The organism is Paenibacillus sp. J31P13 (assembly GCF_056269295.1).
This window is the reverse complement of sequence record NZ_JBWDNR010000002.1, coordinates 471,657-491,663: the sequence shown is the minus strand read 5'-3', so window position 1 is coordinate 491,663 and position 20,007 is coordinate 471,657. Positions and strand designations below refer to the sequence as shown.

General features: G+C 44.8%; 13 protein-coding genes. All 13 read right to left on the bottom strand.

Translation table 11 applies throughout. From position 1 onward, the window contains the following. Positions 1 to 12: 12 nt before the first annotated feature. A complete protein-coding gene (parE, locus tag AC0YOD_RS08485; RefSeq protein ID WP_475798839.1) occupies positions 13 to 1,983 on the bottom strand; it encodes a DNA topoisomerase IV subunit B in 1,971 nt (656 codons plus the stop codon). 660 nt (positions 1,984 to 2,643) lie between these two features. Beyond that, entirely contained in the window at positions 2,644 to 2,919 is a 276-nt protein-coding gene (locus AC0YOD_RS08480) for a YqkE family protein (RefSeq protein WP_475798838.1), read from the bottom strand. A gap of 60 nt (positions 2,920 to 2,979) precedes the next feature. Beyond that, complete coding sequence (gene purT / locus AC0YOD_RS08475; RefSeq protein ID WP_475799327.1) at positions 2,980 to 4,161, bottom strand: formate-dependent phosphoribosylglycinamide formyltransferase; 1,182 nt, start codon at positions 4,159 to 4,161, stop codon at positions 2,980 to 2,982. 132 nt (positions 4,162 to 4,293) lie between these two features. Continuing rightward, positions 4,294 to 6,117 (bottom strand): ABC transporter ATP-binding protein, encoded by a 1,824-nt coding sequence (locus tag AC0YOD_RS08470; protein WP_475798837.1) that lies wholly within the window; start codon positions 6,115 to 6,117, stop codon positions 4,294 to 4,296. Beyond that, positions 6,117 to 7,904: an ABC transporter ATP-binding protein gene (locus AC0YOD_RS08465; protein ID WP_475798836.1), complete on the bottom strand. Its 1,788-nt coding sequence runs from the start codon at positions 7,902 to 7,904 to the stop codon at positions 6,117 to 6,119. Before AC0YOD_RS08465 ends, AC0YOD_RS08470 begins: the two co-directional genes overlap by 1 nt. 295 nt (positions 7,905 to 8,199) lie before the next feature. Continuing rightward, positions 8,200 to 11,976, bottom strand: a complete 3,777-nt coding sequence (locus AC0YOD_RS08460) for a dynamin family protein (RefSeq protein WP_475798835.1) — start codon at positions 11,974 to 11,976, stop codon at positions 8,200 to 8,202. Positions 11,977 to 11,987: 11 nt separating this feature from the next. Next, entirely contained in the window at positions 11,988 to 12,260 is a 273-nt protein-coding gene (locus tag AC0YOD_RS08455) for an NAD/NADP transhydrogenase alpha subunit (protein WP_475798834.1), read from the bottom strand. Between the two features lie 5 nt (positions 12,261 to 12,265). Next, positions 12,266 to 12,961, bottom strand: a complete 696-nt coding sequence (nth, locus tag AC0YOD_RS08450) for an endonuclease III (RefSeq protein WP_475798833.1) — start codon at positions 12,959 to 12,961, stop codon at positions 12,266 to 12,268. A 161-nt stretch (positions 12,962 to 13,122) separates the two neighbouring features. Further along, on the bottom strand, positions 13,123 to 15,672 hold the full coding sequence (locus AC0YOD_RS08445; RefSeq protein ID WP_475798832.1) for an S-layer homology domain-containing protein: 2,550 nt from the start codon (positions 15,670 to 15,672) through the stop codon (positions 13,123 to 13,125). Between the two features lie 16 nt (positions 15,673 to 15,688). Then, complete coding sequence (locus AC0YOD_RS08440) at positions 15,689 to 16,237, bottom strand: GerMN domain-containing protein (protein ID WP_475798831.1); 549 nt, start codon at positions 16,235 to 16,237, stop codon at positions 15,689 to 15,691. A gap of 19 nt (positions 16,238 to 16,256) precedes the next feature. Further along, positions 16,257 to 17,654: an N-acetylmuramoyl-L-alanine amidase gene (locus AC0YOD_RS08435; protein ID WP_475798830.1), complete on the bottom strand. Its 1,398-nt coding sequence runs from the start codon at positions 17,652 to 17,654 to the stop codon at positions 16,257 to 16,259. 157 nt (positions 17,655 to 17,811) lie between these two features. Continuing rightward, the gene (gene leuD, locus AC0YOD_RS08430) at positions 17,812 to 18,411 is read right to left on the bottom strand and encodes a 3-isopropylmalate dehydratase small subunit (RefSeq protein ID WP_475798829.1); all 600 of its coding nucleotides are present in this window, start codon (positions 18,409 to 18,411) and stop codon (positions 17,812 to 17,814) included. 28 nt (positions 18,412 to 18,439) lie between these two features. Beyond that, positions 18,440 to 19,855 (bottom strand): 3-isopropylmalate dehydratase large subunit, encoded by a 1,416-nt coding sequence (gene leuC, locus AC0YOD_RS08425; RefSeq protein ID WP_475798828.1) that lies wholly within the window; start codon positions 19,853 to 19,855, stop codon positions 18,440 to 18,442. Positions 19,856 to 20,007 lie beyond the last annotated feature (152 nt).

The window sequence follows — 20,007 nt, the reverse complement described above, 5'->3', positions numbered from 1 at the left end:
CTGTCAGCCCCCCTATTCCTCATATTCCATAAAGTCGACATTCTCTACAATCCAACGTTTACGCGGATCGACCTTATCACCCATAAGCGTTGAAACTCTTCGCTCAGCTTTTGCCGCATCCTCGATTTGCACCTGAAGCAGTGTGCGCTTCTCAGGATCCATTGTCGTTTCCCATAGCTGATCTGGATTCATCTCACCCAGTCCTTTATAACGCTGCAGCTCGTAATTTTTACCGTATTCCTTCAAATAATTTTGGAGCTGTTCATCCGTCCATGCATAGCGAATAGTCTCCAGCTTACCTGATTTACGAGTGATTTTGTACAATGGCGGTTGTGCAATAAATACGCGACCTGAATCAATCAGCGGCTTCATATAACGATAAAAGAAAGTAAGCAGCAGCACTTGAATATGTGCTCCGTCAGTATCCGCATCCGTCATAATTATAATTTTATTATAGTTGCATTCTTCAGCAGCGAATTCCGAGCCTACGCCCGCTCCAATTGCGGAAATAATCGCTTTATACTCATCATTTTTCAAAATATCAATCAACTTGGCCTTCTCAGGATTCATCGGCTTGCCCTTTAGCGGCAGCAATGCTTGATATTTCGAATCACGACCCTGCTTAGCAGAACCGCCTGCAGAATCGCCTTCCACGATAAATAACTCCGTACGTGTGTAGTCCTTCGACTGCGCTGGGGTTAGCTTGCCGTTAAGATTAGAGCTTTCGCTCTTCTTCTTGCCACTGCGAATTTCCTCACGGGCTTTGCGCGCTGCTTCACGGGCTTTTGATGCTTGCAGCGACTTTTTGAGAAGCATTTGTGCGACCTGCGGGTTTTCCTCAAGAAAGACCTGCATTTTATCAGAAACAATGGCATCAACAGCACTGCGCGCAGAAGAACTACCCAGTTGGTCCTTCGTCTGGCCGACGAACTCCACCTCGGACATTTTAATGTTAATAACGACCATCATACCTTCACGCAAATCATTGCCTTCCAGGTTCTTGTCTTTCTCCTTAAGCAATGCAGCTTTGCGAGCGTAATCATTCATGACTCGTGTATATGCCGTTTTGAAGCCAGTCTCATGTGTACCGCCGCCGCGAGTAGGGATCGAGTTTACGAATGACGCAATCGTCTCTGTATAACCGTCATTGTATTGGAGGGCAATCTCAACCTCGATATCATCCCGCTCACCTGCAAAATGAATAACTTCATGAAGAACTGTCTTCTCTTCGTTCAGAAATTGAACGAACTGACGAGCTCCGCCTTCATAATGAAATTCATCATGCTTCCCGTTCCGCTCATCTTTAATCGTTACACGAAGTCCAGAGTTCAAAAAAGCTATTTCCTGCAGGCGCTCTGCGAGCGTGTCATAGCTGAGATTCGTTCCATTTTGAAACACACGGCCATCGGGTTTAAATGTAACTTTCGTACCTGTCCGATTCGTAGTCCCAATAATTTCAAGGCCGCGAACAGGCTCACCAACATGCTCTTTGCCTGCGTCGTCTACCCAGTATTCAAAGCGCTGTCTATGAATTTTGCCATCACGGTAAATATCAACCTCAAGCCATTCAGAAAGCGCATTGGTCACTGACGCACCTACGCCGTGCAAGCCTCCTGATTTCTTATATCCGCTTCCGCCGAACTTACCGCCCGCATGCAAAATGGTAAATACAACCTGAGGTGTCGGTATGCCTGTCTTATGCATCCCTGTTGGAATGCCCCGTCCATTATCATGAACCGTTACAGCACCATTCTTATGCAATGTAATTTCAATCGCCGAGCAAAATTTTGCTAAATGCTCATCTACTGCATTATCAACAATTTCCCAAACGAGATGATGCAGTCCTGAGCTGCTTGTACTGCCTATGTACATGCCCGGTCTTTTACGAACTGCAGTCAAGCCTTCAAGCACCTGTATATCATCGGCTTCATAGTTCCGGTTTTCGGCCGCTGTATTTGCGAAGAGATCTGTTTGCTCCGTCATGAGCGTCCCCCAATCTGTAATCACGTTTCCGTATCTTCAAGCTATTTTAATTCAAGTAGTCCTGTTTCGTAAAGGTATCTTAGCAAACAACTGTTCCATTTTGAACGATAAACGCAAGTTGAGCAAGAGAAAACCGCAGTTATTTCATGCCTTCCTGAGAAAATCCACTCCAATCGTCACAGCCTAACGCTCAGCGTAAGTAAAAATTAAAATAAGTGCAAGTAAAAAGAACAAAATGACAAAAAATCTTTTTTATTCCACATTATAACCGTTTATCTCTGTAAAATTAACACATGAATCCCCGATTCCGCTTCTTGCTGACATTCATATTCTAAAAAGTTGTTGTTAGGATGTTTTGCAGTTTAGAGGGATTTATGTATACTGTCATAAAATTAACAAAAGAAAGAGGATGCCTTGGATCGCACCCTCTTTCGCCACAGCTCGTATTTTCTCGGCATGTTGCGTTCAACTGCATTTCCATTTCCTCTTCATTATCCTCTTCTTCTCAAAAATAAACAAATTCCATTTTAATTCTTTGTATTTATTTTCAACACCCTCACTTGACGATGCCTCTATTTATACCCTTTTGAGGATAAAAAAAGCACCCGAAGGTGCTTAGATCCATTACATATGCTATAAGCTCATTTATGAAAAATCCAGTTATTTATGCTTGGACCAATTCGGATCACTGTTATCCAGCAAATAAGAGAAATCATTTTCAAGACGCTTCTGTTCCGCTTTTTTCTTTTCTTCGGCTTCCAAGCGCTGTTTTTCCTTCACATCTGCTTCGGCTTGCTTCAGCTTATCCGATTGTTCCTTTAGCTTTCCAACAATATCGCTTCCCAATAAATCCTTTAATGTAAGACCATTGTCCTCATCCTTTTTTGGAGCAGCCTTAAACGGTGCAGACGCTGGTTTCTTTTGTTTCTTACCCATGGTATCTAACCTACTTTCTAACAAAAAATAATACTCATTTATCGCATCACGGCATTTAACTTACGATTTATAGTCAACATAGAGCGCTTCTGCTGCAATGCGAGCTGTATCACGTGCTTGCTCAACATCTGCTGCAGAGCTGAGTGCAACTGCCATACGACGCCCTTTCTTCGTCTCTGGTTTACCAAAGATGCGCAGCTGCGTATTAGGAACCGACATTGCTTCCTCAATTCCGCCGATACGGAAATCCGTTGCATCACGATCTGCTTTCAAAGTATGAGAAGCCCCTGGTGTAAGCAAGCGAATCGTCGGTATAGGGAATCCAAGAATCGCACGAACATGAAGCGCAAACTCAGATAGATCTTGCGTAACGAGTGTTACCATCCCTGTATCATGTGGACGCGGAGATACTTCACTGAACAAGACGCCATCTCTCGTTAGAAACAGCTCAACCCCGTAAATGCCAAAACCGCCAAGCTCATTCGTTATTTTGAGCGCAATGGCTTCCGCTTGAGCAATTTGCTCCTCAGACATCTCATGGGGCTGCCAGGATTCTATATAGTCTCCGTCCTTCTGTACATGTCCGATAGGCGCACAGTAGCTTGTCCCTGAAACAGACCGTACAGTAAGCAGCGTAATTTCAGACTCAAATGTAATAAAGCCCTCTACGATAATACGTTGCTTCTTTGCGCGGCCGCCCTCCATTGCATAATTCCAGCATGCTTCCAGCTCGGATTCAGAGCGGCATACACTTTGTCCTTTGCCAGATGAGCTCATAATCGGTTTAATCACGCAAGGAAAGCCTAGCACCGCTGCTGCAGCCTTCAGCTCCTCCAAAGTATCAGCAAAGCGGTAAGGAGCCGTTGGCAAACCTAAAGTCTCAGCTGCTAAGCGGCGAATGCCTTCACGATCCATCGTGAGCCATGCAGCTCGAGCCGTTGGTATCACATGATGTCCTTCCTTCTCTAGCTGGAGCAGTGTTTCCGTTGCAATGGCTTCTATTTCAGGAACGATGTAGTCTGGTTTTTCCAGCTCAATAATACGGCGAAGCTCTGCACCATCAAGCATATCTATCGTATAACTGCGATGTGCGACCGCCATCGCCGGTGCATTTTCATAACGATCGACAGCTATTGTCTCAACACCTAATCGCTGAGCCTCCAACACAACCTCTTTTCCAAGTTCGCCAGAGCCAAGCAAAAGTAATTTACGAGCATTTGTTGTTAATGGTGATCCATACATAAAGAAAAAGAACCTCCTGGAAGCAAATCGAATCGTTATCCACAGCCACAGCTGTTTTGGACAAGCTCTTCGGTTCGTTTTTTCTTCCATTGTGGAGGTTCCCAAGGCAAAAATCAACCCTTATTCTATTCCTTAAAGAAAACGGTACTGCGCTTCAATTAAGCCATTGTATACACCGCGATGTGCAATTAATGATTGATGATTCCCTTGCTCAACGATTTGACCATGATCAAGCACAATGATTTCATCCGCGTGACGGATCGTCGATAAGCGGTGGGCAATCATGAACGAAGTGCGGCCTGCTAGCAATATTTTGAGCGCCTCTTGAATCTTAAGCTCCGTTTCTGTATCAATACTCGCTGTTGCTTCATCCAAAATAAGAATTTGTGGATCAGCGAGCAAAGCGCGGGCGAATGAGAGCAGCTGACGTTGTCCCATGGACAACACATTGCCGCGTTCCTCAACCTGCGTGTCATAGCCGTCTGGCAAGCCCATAATAAAATCATGCGCATTTACAGCCTGTGCAGCCTTGACGATCTCCGAATCCGTCGCATTCAATCTGCCATATCGAATATTATCGCGAATCGTGCCTCCGAAAATAAACGTATCCTGCAGCACGATACCCACCTGCGAACGCAAGCTTTCTATCGTTATGTCTCGAATATCAATGCCATCAATAAGAACGCGTCCTCCAACTGGATCATAAAACCTGCAAAGAAGATTAATAATTGTACTTTTACCAGAGCCAGTATGACCGACAAGAGCGATGGATTGACCAGCTTTTACATCAATCGTCACATTTTTAAGAGCGGGTCTGCCCTTCTCATACTCAAATACGATGTTTTCAAATTTCACATCACCTTTTATTTTCGGCAATGCCTTAGCTTTTGCAGCTTCACCGACCGTTGGCTCCTCATCGATAAATTCGAAAATACGCTCAGATGAGGCCATTGCAATAAGAAGTTGTGAATACATTTGACCCAAACGGTTGATCGGATCCCAGAAGTTGCCTATGTAGTTGGCATAACCAACGAGCAAGCCCACTGAGATAGCTCCTACTTGAATCAAATGTGATCCATACCAGAATAGAATACAAGTACCAACAGCTGCTGTGATCTCAATAACCGGACCTAATGTTTGGTTAAGCGCTGACGCCCTGTTCCAAGAGTGCAAGTTGCCGCTATTCATATGATCGAAGAAGCCCATGTTATCTTTTTCCTGCACGAATGATTGTGTTACCTTCATCCCTTGAATACTTTCATTCAAATGTGAGTTGATCCGAGACTGCTTGATTCTCACGTCCTGCCATGCGAAGCGAATCCGTTTGCGCAAGGTAGTCGATACCAGGAACATAAGAGGAACCGTAACCATAACTGCTAGACCGAGCTTAAAGTTCCATGTCAGCAAAATAATTACGATACCGACAAGCTGGACACAGTCCATCAATAGATTGACAACACCATTGGTGAACAGATCCTGCAACGCGTTTACGTCATTCGTAACCCGAACAAGAACGGAGCCAGCTGGTCTTTTGTCATAGAAACGAAAGCTTAGCTTCTGAATATGCTGGAACAAATGATTTCTCAAATCATAAATAACCTTTTGTCCAATAATACTTGTATGTTTGATTCGGTACGTATTTGATCCCCACTGGATAACATACAGAAGGAGCATTAGCGAGCCAATCAAAATCAGCTTTGGTATGCTAGTAGCTCCATCTTTCGGGGCAATTGCCTCATCAATCGCTAGAATGACAAGTGCAGGAACACCAAGCCTCGTTAAGGTACCCAAAATCATCATGAAGATAATAGGCCGAAGTTCCTTTGAATAAGGCTTCATGTACATAAACAGCCGGCGCAATTGCCCCCAGTTAAACGGCTTTTCGATCAGCTCGTCATCCTGGTAAATAAAGCGTTCATTTTTGTTGCTGGCTTTGGCTTTCGTGCTTGTGCTCATTATGACGTACTCCCTTTCCGAGTTTGCGCTTGCATCACCGGATCGGCAGCATCAAGCGGATAGTCACCATATTGAATGTTATACGTGTCGCGATAAGGTCCTTGCTGCTTGATGAGCTCTCCATGTGTTCCACGCTGAACGATGCGTCCCTCATCTAGAACGACAATTTCATCTGCATGTCTTAATGAAGAAATACGATGTGCAATAATAAATGTCGTGCGTCCAGCCATGAGCTCCTTAAAGCCTGCTTGAATTTCATGCTCTGTTTCCATATCAACCGCGCTTGTCGCATCATCAAGGATGAGAATACGCGGATTTTTAATCAATGCTCTTGCAATAGCAATCCGCTGCTTCTGACCGCCTGAGAGACCCATGCCTCTCTCGCCGACGATCGTATCATAGCCAAGCGGGAGCTCCATAATAAAATCGTGGGCCTTCGCTAGTTTTGCCGCATGCTCGATCTTCTCGGTTGTCACATCCCGAATACCGTAAGCAATATTGTCACGGATGGAGGCAGAGAACAAGAACGTTTCTTGAAATACAGGAGCGATCAAGCGCCGAAGACTTGCGACATCAAGATTGGCGATATCCATGCCGTCTAGCGTTATCTTTCCTTTTTTCACATTATAGGCTCTCATCAGCAATTGAATGATCGTAGATTTCCCTGAACCCGTTGCACCCAGAAAACCAATGACTGAGCCCGCTGGCGCATTAATATTGATATCAGTCAAAGCTGCCGATTTGTCCGGATAATTGAAGGTAACATTTTCAAAGCGAACATGACCCTTCACCATCTCACTGTTTACCTCAACAGCATTTGCAATGTTTTTCACATGCACATGCTCATCCAGCAATCCAATTACGCGTTCACCAGATGCTTTGAACTGCGTGTAGTTATTGATTTGGAACCCTAAGTTCCACATTGGACCGATAATAAACCAGATTAAGCTGAAAAATGCTACGAATTCACCTAGTTTAAGTGAGCCATTAATAACCAATATCCCGCCTGTGACAAGCAGAATGACAGCGCTTAAGTTCGCGACAAGCTCCATGACCGGAAAATACTTTGCCCATATCTTAGCTGCGCCCACTTGATTCACTTGATAAGCTTCGCTGCGTATGGAAAACTTCGATACTTCATGCGACTCACGCGCAAACGACTTAACCGTACGAACGCCTGTAATATTTTCTTGTACCGCTGTCGTTAAATTACTCATCGCTTGACGCATTTCGCGAAATGCCGGATGAATATGGCGTTCAAAGCGCATCGCCGTATAACCAAGTACAGGAATCGTCACAAGTGTCATTAACGTCAGCTGCCAATGAATCGAGAACATCATAATTCCGCCAAAAACAATCATAAGCACCATATTTAGAATTTGCGCAAATCCAAAGCCTACAAAGTTGCGAATAGCTTCTAGATCTGCCGTCAACCGCGACATCAAATCGCCTGTCTTCGCTTTGTCATAATACTGGAAGGACAAGGTCTGAAGCTTATCGTAAAGCGCATTACGCATCCGATAGGCAACTTTATTGCCAAGACGTCCTCCAAAAAATCCATGTAAAAACTGCATGCAAGCTTTGAAAACGACTACTCCGAGCACAGTAAGAGCAAGCTTTGGCACCAAATCATACTTTTCCGGCATAATGACATCATCAATTAAGTACCGAAGTAGATTTGGATAAATGAGTCCGAGCGCAGTAGTGCACAACAGACAAAATATGGACGAGAACATAAATCCTCTCTCTGCCCAATAAAAGGCTTTCAATTGCCTTAACACGTCCAACTAAATCCATCTCCCCATATCTATTTTATAAGTATGAGTGAATATTATCAGCATCGGGAAGGGGGAGCAAACGGTAGAAATATGCATATATGTTAGTGAAACCGCTTAAAGTGCCGATATCCAAAGGGGAACCGCAAAATCCTCTCAATTGGTCCCAAATCATGACAAATATGTGCCAATTGCTCCCTTTTTGCATAGAAACACACAAAAATAAAAAATGCTTTTGCAAGGCGACAAGTCACCTGCAAAAGCATTCAGCTATAAATGAGATCAAACAAACGGTATTCACGTACAATTAGAGATTAATGAACCGATTATAAAGCAGCTTCAATTCCTCAATATTTGCGTTGCCCATCAATGAGCTTTGTTTACCATCTGCATAGGCTAACATATCCCCTTGCAGATGATTTCCAGCTTGTTTCGCCGCTGATTGCCAAATTTGATCATACAGATCCGTCCATAGAACAGTCTGCTCACCCATCCAGCTATTCAACGATGGGGCTAGAAGCGTCTCAAGCTCCTTGCGAAGCACAGTCTTTCCATCTCCTTCAAAGAACTGACGCGGAGATTTAAAACGGCTCCATAGCAGCTTAGATTCAACATTATTCGCTTCCCATGCTTTTGGTTCTTCCGGAGTCGGCAAAGCACTCGTTGCATATGGAACAGCGCTATACGATGTTATAGAAGCCTCAAGCTTCGTTACCGTGCTGTCATATTGCTTCTTCAACAAGGAATGAACGCCTCTTTCCATCCGAAGCGAGGTAGCCAGCATTTCTTGGGACAATTCTAACTGGACAAGCCTTTGAAGCTCGAGCCAGGAGGTCCAAATCGCTTTGCGCAAGTCACGTCCATCGTCTTGAAGCGAAGCTGGATTGAAGGCTAAGTTATAAAACTCGCCAAACCGATATTGAATCCGCTGCACAACATAATACAGAAGTTCACTGAGCTCCTGCTTAAGCTGCTCCGGCATCGCACCAGTCTGTAGAGCCTCAATCTCCATTTCTGCTTCTCTAACGGCGTGCTGAAGAGCCGTCAACTCTGCTTCTCTAGCAGAAGCATCTCCTTCCGCACTCTTCACCCAGCCAGCAATAGTTGCAGCTGCCCGCTGCATATCTTGCTCTGCTGCGTCAATGGCTAAATGACCAAGATCATTTGCTATGAATGAAAGGAATGATTGCTGGAAGACTTCAATTCCTGATTGTTCCAGCATATCGGCATTATCTTCAAGCTTACCCTCAAGCGCAAGCAAGCTGGATACCGGGAACAAGCGTGGATTGCGGATCGCGTGCTGAAGCAAGTTAGATTCCACATGCTTCAATACACCGTTCAGTTCTTCTTCATCGGCAGCTAGATCAGATGCGTTAACGAGGAAGAACATTTTATCAAGCTCAAACTGATCCTTCACACGTCCAAGCTGCATCAAAAACTGGCGATCAGCTTGAGAGAAGGCATGGTTGTAATACGTAACGAACAGAACGGCGTCCGCATTTTTAATATAATTAAAGGCAACACCTGTATGTCTGGCATTCACGGAATCAGCGCCTGGTGTATCAACAAGAACGATACCTTGAGCCGTCAAAGCACAATCGTAATGGAGCTCGATTTCATTGACGAAGCAGGATTTGGATTCCTCTGCTACGTAACGCTCATACTCCCTTTGATCGACTGAAAGCTGCTGGCCAAGCAGCGCTTCATGCTCTGCCCAGCCTGCGCGGGCTGCGCGCAGGAAGCTGTAGTGTGCGCGGCCGCCAGCTACAATGGAATCCGGAGATAAGCGGTCAATCGCCCGCATTAGGGCAGCCGCGTCCGGAAGCTTGTCGGACGAGGCATCTTCGCCGAGCAGCGCTAAGGAATAGCGCACGTCGTCTTCGATTGCCGCGCTTGACTTCATGACGATGCGCGCTGTTCCATGCTCGTGCTCGGCCGTTGGCGGCACGAGGCGGTTGATCGCTGCGGTCGTCGGATTTGGCGAGACCGGAAGCACCGGTTCGCCGATCAGCGCGTTCGCAAGCGATGATTTGCCGGCGCTGAAGGCGCCGAACAACGCGATCGTAAATCGGCTGTCCTGCAGCCGATTTGCTTTGTCGCGCATCGCATGCGCCGCTTGCGCCAGTGCCGCGTGCGGCTCTAGCAGCTCTGCTGCGCTAGCTAAGCGCGACGCTGCACGATGCTGCTGTGCCAGTGCGGCACCACCGCCAAGGGAAGCGCTTCTCGCAGCTGTGCGTCTTGATGAACCGTCTGCCTTCGATTCTGTTGCCGCTCCACGGGAACCAGCGCTTACGCCTGATCCTCCCGCACTATCTCCAGCGTTTGCACCTGCATTTGCATTTGCACCCGCACTGCTGCTTGCCCCAGTCTTCACCGTTTCGCGCGCAACTGCTGCTGCCACTGCTCCAGCTGCTTTCCCAGCTTCCACTGCAGACTTACCACGCACCCCTGCTTCGCTAGGTGCCGGCAATGCCGGCCTTGCCGGCGCCTGCGGCAACGCAGCCGCTAGCCGCGCCTCATGCTTAGCAGCCGCTTCATCCAACGCTGCAAGCGCACCAAGAGCATCAGCCTGCGTGCTAAGCGCCGCAAGCTTCTCTCTTGCTTCAGCGGCTTCTGCTTCGCCTGTCGCCGCTGCATGCTCCGCCAGCTCATCGATTAGCTGAAGCGCTCGCTGGCGATACACACCTTTTACATCCGCGGCTAGGTCGCGACTATAGGTCATCGTATATTCATTGCCGATGACTGCACCAGACTTCACGCGCTCCACGAGCCATTCCGACTCTGGGAGCCACGACAGCTCGCCTGCAAGCTCGCTCTCAAGCCGCTCGCTGTCAAAACCAATGCGCTCTGCTTCGGCGCGCAGCAATTGCTTAACATGCCATTCGATCGACGCGCTAATTAAGCTGTTCAATTCCTCACGGAATGCCCCCAGCCGTCTTTCCTGCTCTGCGGCTGTCTTTGCCGCTGCAAATAGCAGCCCCGTCTTAAATCCGGGCTTACGGCTCTCTAAGAAGGTTTGCGCCAAATCACGCAGACCCGCAGGCGTTATATTCGCATTATCGAGAAGCATTTGCAGCTCTTTGCGAAGATTTGCACGATAGACTTCTTTTTTCCCTGATATTTTAGTGATAAGCGCATGTAAGCTCTCCATCTCACTGCTAACCCCAGCAGCGCCTTCTTCTCCGCCAGCTCTCTCTAACAGAAGTTCACGCTCAGCCTCCTCTTGCTGCTCACGCCATTTGACATGAGCACCAGTCAAGTGACGCAGGGAAGCATCTACGCTGTACGCACAGAGCGGCTCACGAAGATCTTTGAGTTGATCTAGCAGCTGGAGCAGCTGCTCCCACTCCTGATGCGGGTGTTCTGGCTCCCGTGAAGACAAATAGACGATTCCTGCTGGCTCCAAGTGCCAAGCATGAAACGCATCCTCCACACTTTTACGATAGCTTGCAAAAGAAAGCTCGCGCTCACGATGCTTATCAATTTGATTAACAATAAAATATAAGGGCTTTCCCCAATCCTTAAGCTGCTTTGCAAACGCAAAATTAATTTCGGATTGCACGTGATTATAATCCATCACATAAAAGACCACATCAGCAAGATGCAATGCTGATTCTGTAGCCATTCTATGCGCATCATCGGTTGAATCAATTCCCGGCGTATCCAGCACAACCGTATGGTTGCCTAGAACCTCACTCGGATAAATGATAGATACAGATGTGAATTGTTCCCCATCTACGCAATAACGATCCAATTCATCAATAGGTACCTCTGCCTTAGCTTGAACCCCATTACGAATCGTCTCGACAGCTGCATAAGCCCGATTTCCGCCTCTTATCGAAACGACATTGGCGCTTGTAGGTATCGGACTTGATGGAAGCAGCTTCGCACCGCATAACCGATTGATTAGCGTGGATTTACCCGCCGAAAAATGTCCACAAAAAGCAACAGTAAGCCGACCTTCGGTCAGCTTACTGTCAAGTTCTTGTGCTTGCTTTGCATGTAATGTATCACCAGCAGATGCCATAACGCTCTCTGCTTGAAATATAGCTTCCGCTATGCGTTGCACAGTCACTTCTGTCATCTCGATGCTCCTTAAACGGCTTCCTCTTCATCGGACGGCATGCAGATTTCAAATACATTGCCGTGCTGAAGAATCATAATGTTACGCTGCTTATCTCTCATGACTACAACTTCTGGTTTAATACGCATACGCTCGATATATTGATCCGGCACATCGCCAGAGCCGCTGACTGTGATTCCTTCAACGACCATGTCCTCATGCTCCTGCGGCGGAGATTGAAGCACCTGCTCATAAATATCGGAGAAAAGCTCAAAATTGTTCGTGTAAACGGAAATACAGTTCATTGTCATCATCCTTCACTGGCTATTTTAGGTTTCATGGTCTTATTTTTTGTTTTAAATCCTGGCTTCATACGTTGTTTTCCTTCTTTGCACAAATCTAGCAGCGGACAAATCGGACACTGCGGGCTTTGTGCTTTGCAGTGATAGCGACCGAAGAAGATTAGTCTGTGATGGGTTAAGGTCCATTCCTCGCGAGGAACGAGCTTCATCAGTTTCTTTTCTACCTCAAGTACAGTATCATCTGGCTTCGCGAATCCTAATCGCTTCGATACACGATCGACATGCGTATCTACCGCAATCGCCGGTACACCAAACGCATTAGACATAACGACATTGGCTGTCTTTCGTCCAACACCCGGCAACTCCGTCAGACCTTCATGACTTGCCGGAACGTCCCCATCATATTTATCAATGACGATGCGGCAAAGCTTTTGTATATTGGAAGCTTTACTGCGAAACAAACCGATGCGGCGAATATCCTGCTCCAGCTCCTCAAGCGGAACGTCCAAGTAATCCTCAGGGCGCTTATACTTTTGAAATAAAGAAGCTGTAACCTTATTTACCGTTTCATCTGTACATTGCGCCGACAGCAGCACAGCTATCGTAAGCTCAAACGGGTTGCTGTGATTCAGCTCGCAGTGCGCATCTGGAAACATGTCCGCAATTATATCCAGTACATGACGCATTTTCTGTTTCGCAATCATCGTCCTCTCCCCTAATCAAACACTATCGTTCAAAGTGTAGCGAAATTTGTCACGGTTAGCAACCGAAATCAAGCATATTCTATAAAAAAACTGCCCAAATGGGCAGTTTTTTCACAAAATATAAATATCTAGAGCCATTTTGCTTCAAATTGGTTCTAATTTTATGGCTTTACGATCGCGACAGCATTGTTACGGAAGCTGTAAATCGTAATAGCATCACCTGATTTAAAAGCAGTTACGGCAATCGTATTTCCATTTTGAGTATATTTTGTTGTGCTGGTTACATTAAAATAATTCCGATTATCTGAATCTGTTACTTTCTCTGTCCAAACTTGGTTAACTTTAGAATCATAATAGGAGAAAACCCGATTTTCTCCCAAAGCTGCGGTAACTTGCGTTTTGGAATCATTTGTTTTAACAATCTCAACGTAATCTCCTACAGCTAGTAGGCTAGTCGAGGTTCCTTGCGTTTCACCCTTAATGATTAGGAAACCTTTATCTTCATTAATAACAGCTGCTTGTCCAGATAAATCTGTTATGGAGATACTGTTTTGTGAGATGGACTGCACTCTGCCATAGGTAGCGCTTATACTTCTTATCGTTTGCGCTGTTGTACCTAAATAACTGACATTGACGATAGATCCTGGTGAAATTTGTTCTATGTTGAGCTTGGCACCTGCATCATTGATTAATTCGGCATTTAAGACATACAAATCAAAAGCCGCAGTCGTTGCATTTTTCACTCGTAATTTTTTATTCATCGTATCGACAGAAACCACTTCGTATTGAATGCTGCGATTTGTTTTAATCGTTGATACGCGATCTTGGCCATTATTCAATTCCAGTGTCAACATTTCACCAACCTTTAAGTCGCTGTACGTAGAGTTAGCTTGACCTGCAATCTCAACATAAGCACTCGTATAAGGCAATGAAACTTCTGCACCGCCATCAATCTTAACGGTTATCAAATTTCCTGTGGAATTTAATGAAACTAAAGTACCCACATATTTCGTTAAAAATTGTAGGGAAACGATCGTGTTTCCAGTATAGGAAATAACGATTTTACGGTTCTGAGTTAACAGATTGTATGAAGATGCAAGCGTCATCGCAGCTCCATTGTATTCAATTTTAGTGCGATCAGTAAAATACAAGGCTTGTGCATTCACGCCGTTAGCATCCACGATTGTTAACAATTTTTTATCATATACATAGCTGGCAATTTGTGCGCCTGCTAGTATCTTCACGTTACGGTTCGTAACCTTGATTTTTGTCACCTTATCATCTGAATTCAAGGTCAGCTCCACTTGATCCGCTTCTTTAATCAGATCAACCGTCGTTGCATTAACCATGCCGTTAATTTCAACAATGACATTGCTAGCCATAAATTTTGAAACGAGTGTAGTGCCTTCTTTAATCGTAATCAGCTCACCGTCAGTACCATAGAATATACCCGACGCTGCAGTTGGATTCGCTTGGGAAGCAGCAACAATTTTCAAAGTGATTGGCGTATCTCTGAACGTATCTTGGATAATTGTAATTTGACTGTCTCTTTTGATCGAGCTCAATGAAATGGCTTTGCCTTCATTGTCCACAACAGAAACAGCATCGGTATAATAGATTTCAACTGGTTTATTATCCATCCAAATATATAATTTTTTCTCAGCAGCAATGACGCGATCCAGTGTGCCTGTTAACGTTTTCGCATGAACTTCGTCTCCCTGCACCTCAACATACAAGGCTTTACCGTCCTTTGCAATAACCGTCACATCACCATATTCAAGCAACTGCTGCTTCGTAATTGGCGTTTCAGAATCAAAGCGGTAATACAAGGTATCTGCGCCAAGTGAGTAGGTTGTTTCTTTTTTGTCGCTAAAGATTGTCATTGAATTATCCGTTATTTTTGTTACGATACCGTTCGTTTGTCCTTCATAAGCAACGGGATAAAGCTTTTGAGCTCGACTGAACATCGTTGCAATGCTTGCTCTTGTTACATTAGCTTTAGGGTCAAACTTTACTGTTGTTACTCCTTTTACAAGCTCTAACTTGGATGCTAGATTAACGTAGCCCAAGTATTTAGCAGTAATCTGAGCGGAATCTGAGAAAGTTGAGGCTGTATTTTGCAAACGAACCGCTTCACTGTCCTGACCAATCGCTCGAACCATGAGCTTCGTTACCCATTCCCGAGAGGCAGGCTTAGTTCCCCATGCTGTTTTTGAATCTTTCTTTGCATTCGCATACTCATCTGCTTGATCAAGCAGACCCTCTTGAAAAGCCATTAAAATATAAGGTTTGAAATAATTACTCACTTTAAAGGATGGATCAAAACCAATTTCACTAGTGCTGTCTACTTTATTAGCTAAACCAGCGAAACGCAGTGCCATAATAACAGCTTCTTCTTGGGAAACGCTTTTATTGGGACTAAATATAAAAGTATTGCCTGCTGCTGTATACCCTTGAATGATCTGTTGAAGAGCTAGCTTAGCAATATGCTTCTCAGCCCAATGTCCAGCAGTAATGTCTGTAAAAGGTGTCGTTAACGCTGCAGCCGCACCCACTTGTGACGGCATGACAAAGCTGCTTCCCGCTACTAGCGAAAAAGTCAGTGCGCCAACTATAATTTTTTTGCTTGCAAAGTTAAATGTCATCGTTGATTTCCCCTTAAATTTTTTAATGACCTCAGAAGCAGCAAAAATAACTGCCTCTGAAGCCATTCTCAAATTTCTCTTATTATTCTCTAACCATCGGGTGCTCTAGCTCTACATGCCCCATTAAGGTATCAATGGCTTGACCATCTGCTAATAAATCAATGCTATTTACAAAATCAAACTGAAATAATGTTTTTTTGAGCGTTTCAAGGACAAGCATTTCTCCAGGAGCACCAAGACGAGCTTCATCTGGCAAATGAATATCCAGTGTAACTTTATCATCTTTAAGCTCGACAGATTTCACTTCAATCGGTTTCCAAATTGAACTCGTGTTTTCCCCACCGTCTTGCTGTAATGCAGAAACAGCTGCTTTCACCAAATCTGCATTGGTTTCATAAGTCAGCTTGACTGGGTACTCTACTGTTTCAAGCCCCTCAGAATCGGTTAAATAAATAATAGTCTCGCGTTCATTTGGAACAGCAGTCGGTTCGGGTGAAGGAGAAACGGTTGCTGTAGGCTCTGTTATGTTGCTTCCCGTTTGATTGCCAGACTTGCCTTGCACGCCACAGCCCGTAATCGCTACTGATAAAACGAGAACAGCAAGCAGCCCCTGTGCTTTGAATTTTTTCATTACACTGAACACCTGCTTTCTATTTAACTTTTAAGAATTCATACATTCCTGCTACTAATTCTGATGCAATTCTATTTTGTGACGCATCATCATAAAGCATTTTTGCGTCAGACGTATTGGAGAGGAAACCAGCTTCAACCAGAACTGCTGGCATGGTCGTATCTTTAATGACCTTGAACGCCTCTTTTTTCACTCCGCGATCTCTGATTTTCGTAGCCGCTACTAAATGCGTATTAATAATTTTAGCTAACGCCAAGCTATTGTCATGGTAGTAATACGTTTCTGAACCAGTAGCTGTTGGCGTTGTTGCTTTATTGGCATGTATGGATATAAAGAGATCAGCTTTCAATGAATTCGCTAATTGCGGCCGCTCTGCGAGTGACGGATAAGTATCGCCCGTTCTCGTCATCACAACCCTTACCTTTCCATCCTTTTCAAGAAGCGCCTGCATTTTTAAAGCAACGCTAAGCGTGAATTCCTTTTCCCAACGTTTTAAAATACTTTCCGCGCCAGGATCTGAACCACCATGTCCCGCGTCAATGACAATGAGTTTCTTAGTGGAGCCTACTGGAGGCGTAGTTGGATTCGGATCAACGGGTTTAACAGCTTCACTTGATACAAAATCAAAGCGAATCTGACCTGCATTCTCTGTCATTGCATAGTCTGTCTTGTCAGGGACAAGAAAGACCAAGCGTGCGATGTCAGGTGACTTAGAGAACTGTGAAAAACGATAGCCTTGCAAATAAGTGCTGTCCGTTACAGAAACCTCTACCTGTCCATTTACAAATAATGGCGTAAGATTAGAAGAATAGACTGCTCCTGGAAGATCAAATACAATCCGTTTTGGATTGTCCAGATAAAGCGGTTTGTTTGCTTTAACTGTGCCATTATAGCTAATTGTCACGCTGTTGGCTCCATCAAACGACACGTCTGTGATTTCAGCCGTAGAAGTTGGAGCTTCTGGATCAACCGGAACCTCAGGTACAGTAGGCTTCTCGTACATATGTACTTCTTTTTCAGCATTTTTCCACTCAACCAAAAGGCCGAATTGCTCACCTATAAAGCGAAGCGGAACGAGCGTCTTACCTTTTACAATCGTTGCTGACGTATCCATCTGAACTAACTGACCATTCACAATTGCCGTTTTGTCATTCAACTTGAGCTTAATGACATTATTACCATTGATGACCGTCGCTGTTTTTGTTATGTTGTCCCAGTTTATTTGATAGCCCAATCCTTCTGATACCGTCCGCACCGGTACTACCGTTGAATTATTAATGATTTGCGGAGTGACATCAGTCTTTAACAACTGGCCATTCAAAAACAACTTAGGGACGACCTCTGCAGCTTGTCCTGCAGCGGCGAACATCGTGAAAAAAACCGACATAAACAACATAATGGATACTAATTTCTTCATTTCCCACCTCGATGACTGATATTGCCCGCATCGAATGCGTTCATTCGACTTTTACAGACGACAATATAGACGCAGCTTGTCAGAAAAAGTTGCGTTAAAAGTAAAAAAAGAACAATTCGCCGTTTGAGGTCGAATTGTTCTTTTTTATTTCCTTCGATTAGACAAGCTCAGCGGCGCGTTTTTGCTCATAAGCCGTAATTTTGTCTTCATGCTGAAGAGTCAAACCAATGTCATCTAGACCTTGCAGCAAGAACTGGCGACGGTGCTCATCAAGTTCAAAAGCAATCGTAAGTCCATGCTCATCTGACAATTGTTTGTTTTCCAAATCAACATTCAATTTGTAGCCATCGAATTTAGCAGTGCGTTGGAAGATTTCCTCTACTTGCTCTTCGCTAAGTTTAATCGGAAGAATACCGTTTTTGAAGCAGTTATTGTAGAAAATGTCCGCATAGGACGGTGCAATGATAACTTTAAAGCCGTAATCAAGAATCGCCCAAGGCGCGTGCTCACGTGAAGATCCGCAGCCGAAGTTGGCACGGGATACGAGTACCGAAGCACCCTCATAACGAGGCTTGTTTGGTTCGAATTCCGCATTTACTCCGCCATCTTCGTGAAAACGCCATTCAAAGAATAGAAATTGGCCAAAGCCGCTGCGCTCAATGCGCTTCAAAAATTGTTTAGGTATAATTGCATCAGTGTCGACATTGACCCGGTCGACCGGGGCAACGATGCCTGTAAGTTGTTTAAACGGTTCCATATCGGATATACCCCTCTCTCACGTTCAATTAGTTGAGCACTTCGGATTTAATTTCCCAGTCGCGAACATCAGTAAAGTGACCTTTCACTGCTGCAGCTACTGCCATTGCCGGTGATACAAGATGCGTACGTCCGCCGCGGCCTTGACGGCCTTCAAAGTTACGGTTAGATGTGGATGCGCAGCGCTCGCCTGGTTTCAATACGTCTGGGTTCATTGCCAGACACATGGAGCAGCCTGCATCACGCCATTCAAAACCTGCTTCAGTGAAGATTTTGTCCAAGCCCTCTTTCTCAGCTTGAATTTTGACACGGCCTGAACCTGGAACGACGATAGCCGTTACACGATCGCTTACTTTGTAGCCTCTTGCAATTTCAGCCGCAGCGCGCAAATCTTCGATACGTCCGTTTGTACAAGATCCGATAAATACATAATCGATTTCGATTTCATTCATCGGAGTGCCTGGTTTAAGATCCATATATTCAAGTGCAGCTTCAGCTGCTTTACGCTCATTTTCAGTAGGAAGATCAGCAGGGAATGGAACCTTCGCTGTAATGTTCGTACCCATACCAGGGCTAGTTCCCCAAGTTACTTGCGGGATAAGAGCATCTACATCAAAGTGTACAACTGTATCGTACTCAGCGCCTTCGTCAGTTGTAAGCTGTTTCCAAGCCTCAACTGCTGCATCAAAGTTAGCCGGTGCATATTGACGACCGCGAAGATAATTAAAAGTTGTTTCATCTGGAGCGATCAGTCCTGCTCTAGCACCGGCTTCGATTGACATGTTACAAACCGTCATACGCTCTTCCATCGTTAGGCTTGTAATAGCCTCGCCAGTGAATTCGATAACATAACCAGTTGCAAAGTCAGTACCGTATTGAGCGATAACACCAAGAATCAAATCTTTTGCTGTTACGCCTGGTTTACGTTTGCCTGTGAAGCGAACCTCAAGCGTTTTTGCTTTCGATTGCTGCAAACATTGTGTTGCCATAACGTGCTCAACTTCACTTGTTCCGATACCGAACGCCAAAGCGCCAAATGCACCGTGAGTTGAAGTATGGCTGTCACCGCAAACGATCGTTTTACCTGGATGTGTAAGTCCAAGCTCAGGACCCATTACGTGAACAACACCTTGATCAAGACTATCAAGATCATACAAGGTTACGCCGAAATCTTTACAGTTTTGAGTCAGTGTATCAATTTGTTGCTTGGAGATAGGATCAGTAATGTTGAAACGATCCTTCGTTGGTACGTTATGATCCATCGTTGCGAACGTTAGGTCCGGACGACGAACTTTACGGCCAGATAGGCGCAGGCCTTCGAATGCTTGCGGTGATGTTACTTCGTGCACGAGCTGCAAATCAATATAAATAACGCTCGGTTTTCCATCTTCTTGATGAATGACGTGATTGTCCCAGATCTTTTCAAACATTGTTTTTTTCGTCATTATATTCACCCCATCGTTTCATTAAATCTTCTGCTTTTCTTAACTAAAACTACTATATCATTTCTTTCTTCATTGATCCAAGATATAATATCTATAAAGTTTATAGATAATAACTATAACGAATCATGCTTGTTCATTTCATTTAATAGGGA

Coding starts and splice junctions, on each gene's coding strand:
- parE (WP_475798839.1), bottom strand. CDS start 1,983: ATGACGGAGCAAACAGATCTCTTCGCAAATACAGCGGCCGAAAACCGG.
- AC0YOD_RS08480 (WP_475798838.1), bottom strand. CDS start 2,919: ATGGGTAAGAAACAAAAGAAACCAGCGTCTGCACCGTTTAAGGCTGCT.
- purT (WP_475799327.1), bottom strand. CDS start 4,161: ATGTATGGATCACCATTAACAACAAATGCTCGTAAATTACTTTTGCTT.
- AC0YOD_RS08470 (WP_475798837.1), bottom strand. CDS start 6,117: ATGAGCACAAGCACGAAAGCCAAAGCCAGCAACAAAAATGAACGCTTT.
- AC0YOD_RS08460 (WP_475798835.1), bottom strand. CDS start 11,976: ATGACAGAAGTGACTGTGCAACGCATAGCGGAAGCTATATTTCAAGCA.
- AC0YOD_RS08455 (WP_475798834.1), bottom strand. CDS start 12,260: ATGAACTGTATTTCCGTTTACACGAACAATTTTGAGCTTTTCTCCGAT.
- nth (WP_475798833.1), bottom strand. CDS start 12,961: ATGATTGCGAAACAGAAAATGCGTCATGTACTGGATATAATTGCGGAC.
- AC0YOD_RS08445 (WP_475798832.1), bottom strand. CDS start 15,672: ATGGCTTCAGAGGCAGTTATTTTTGCTGCTTCTGAGGTCATTAAAAAA.
- AC0YOD_RS08440 (WP_475798831.1), bottom strand. CDS start 16,237: ATGAAAAAATTCAAAGCACAGGGGCTGCTTGCTGTTCTCGTTTTATCA.
- AC0YOD_RS08435 (WP_475798830.1), bottom strand. CDS start 17,654: ATGAAGAAATTAGTATCCATTATGTTGTTTATGTCGGTTTTTTTCACG.
- leuD (WP_475798829.1), bottom strand. CDS start 18,411: ATGGAACCGTTTAAACAACTTACAGGCATCGTTGCCCCGGTCGACCGG.
- leuC (WP_475798828.1), bottom strand. CDS start 19,855: ATGACGAAAAAAACAATGTTTGAAAAGATCTGGGACAATCACGTCATT.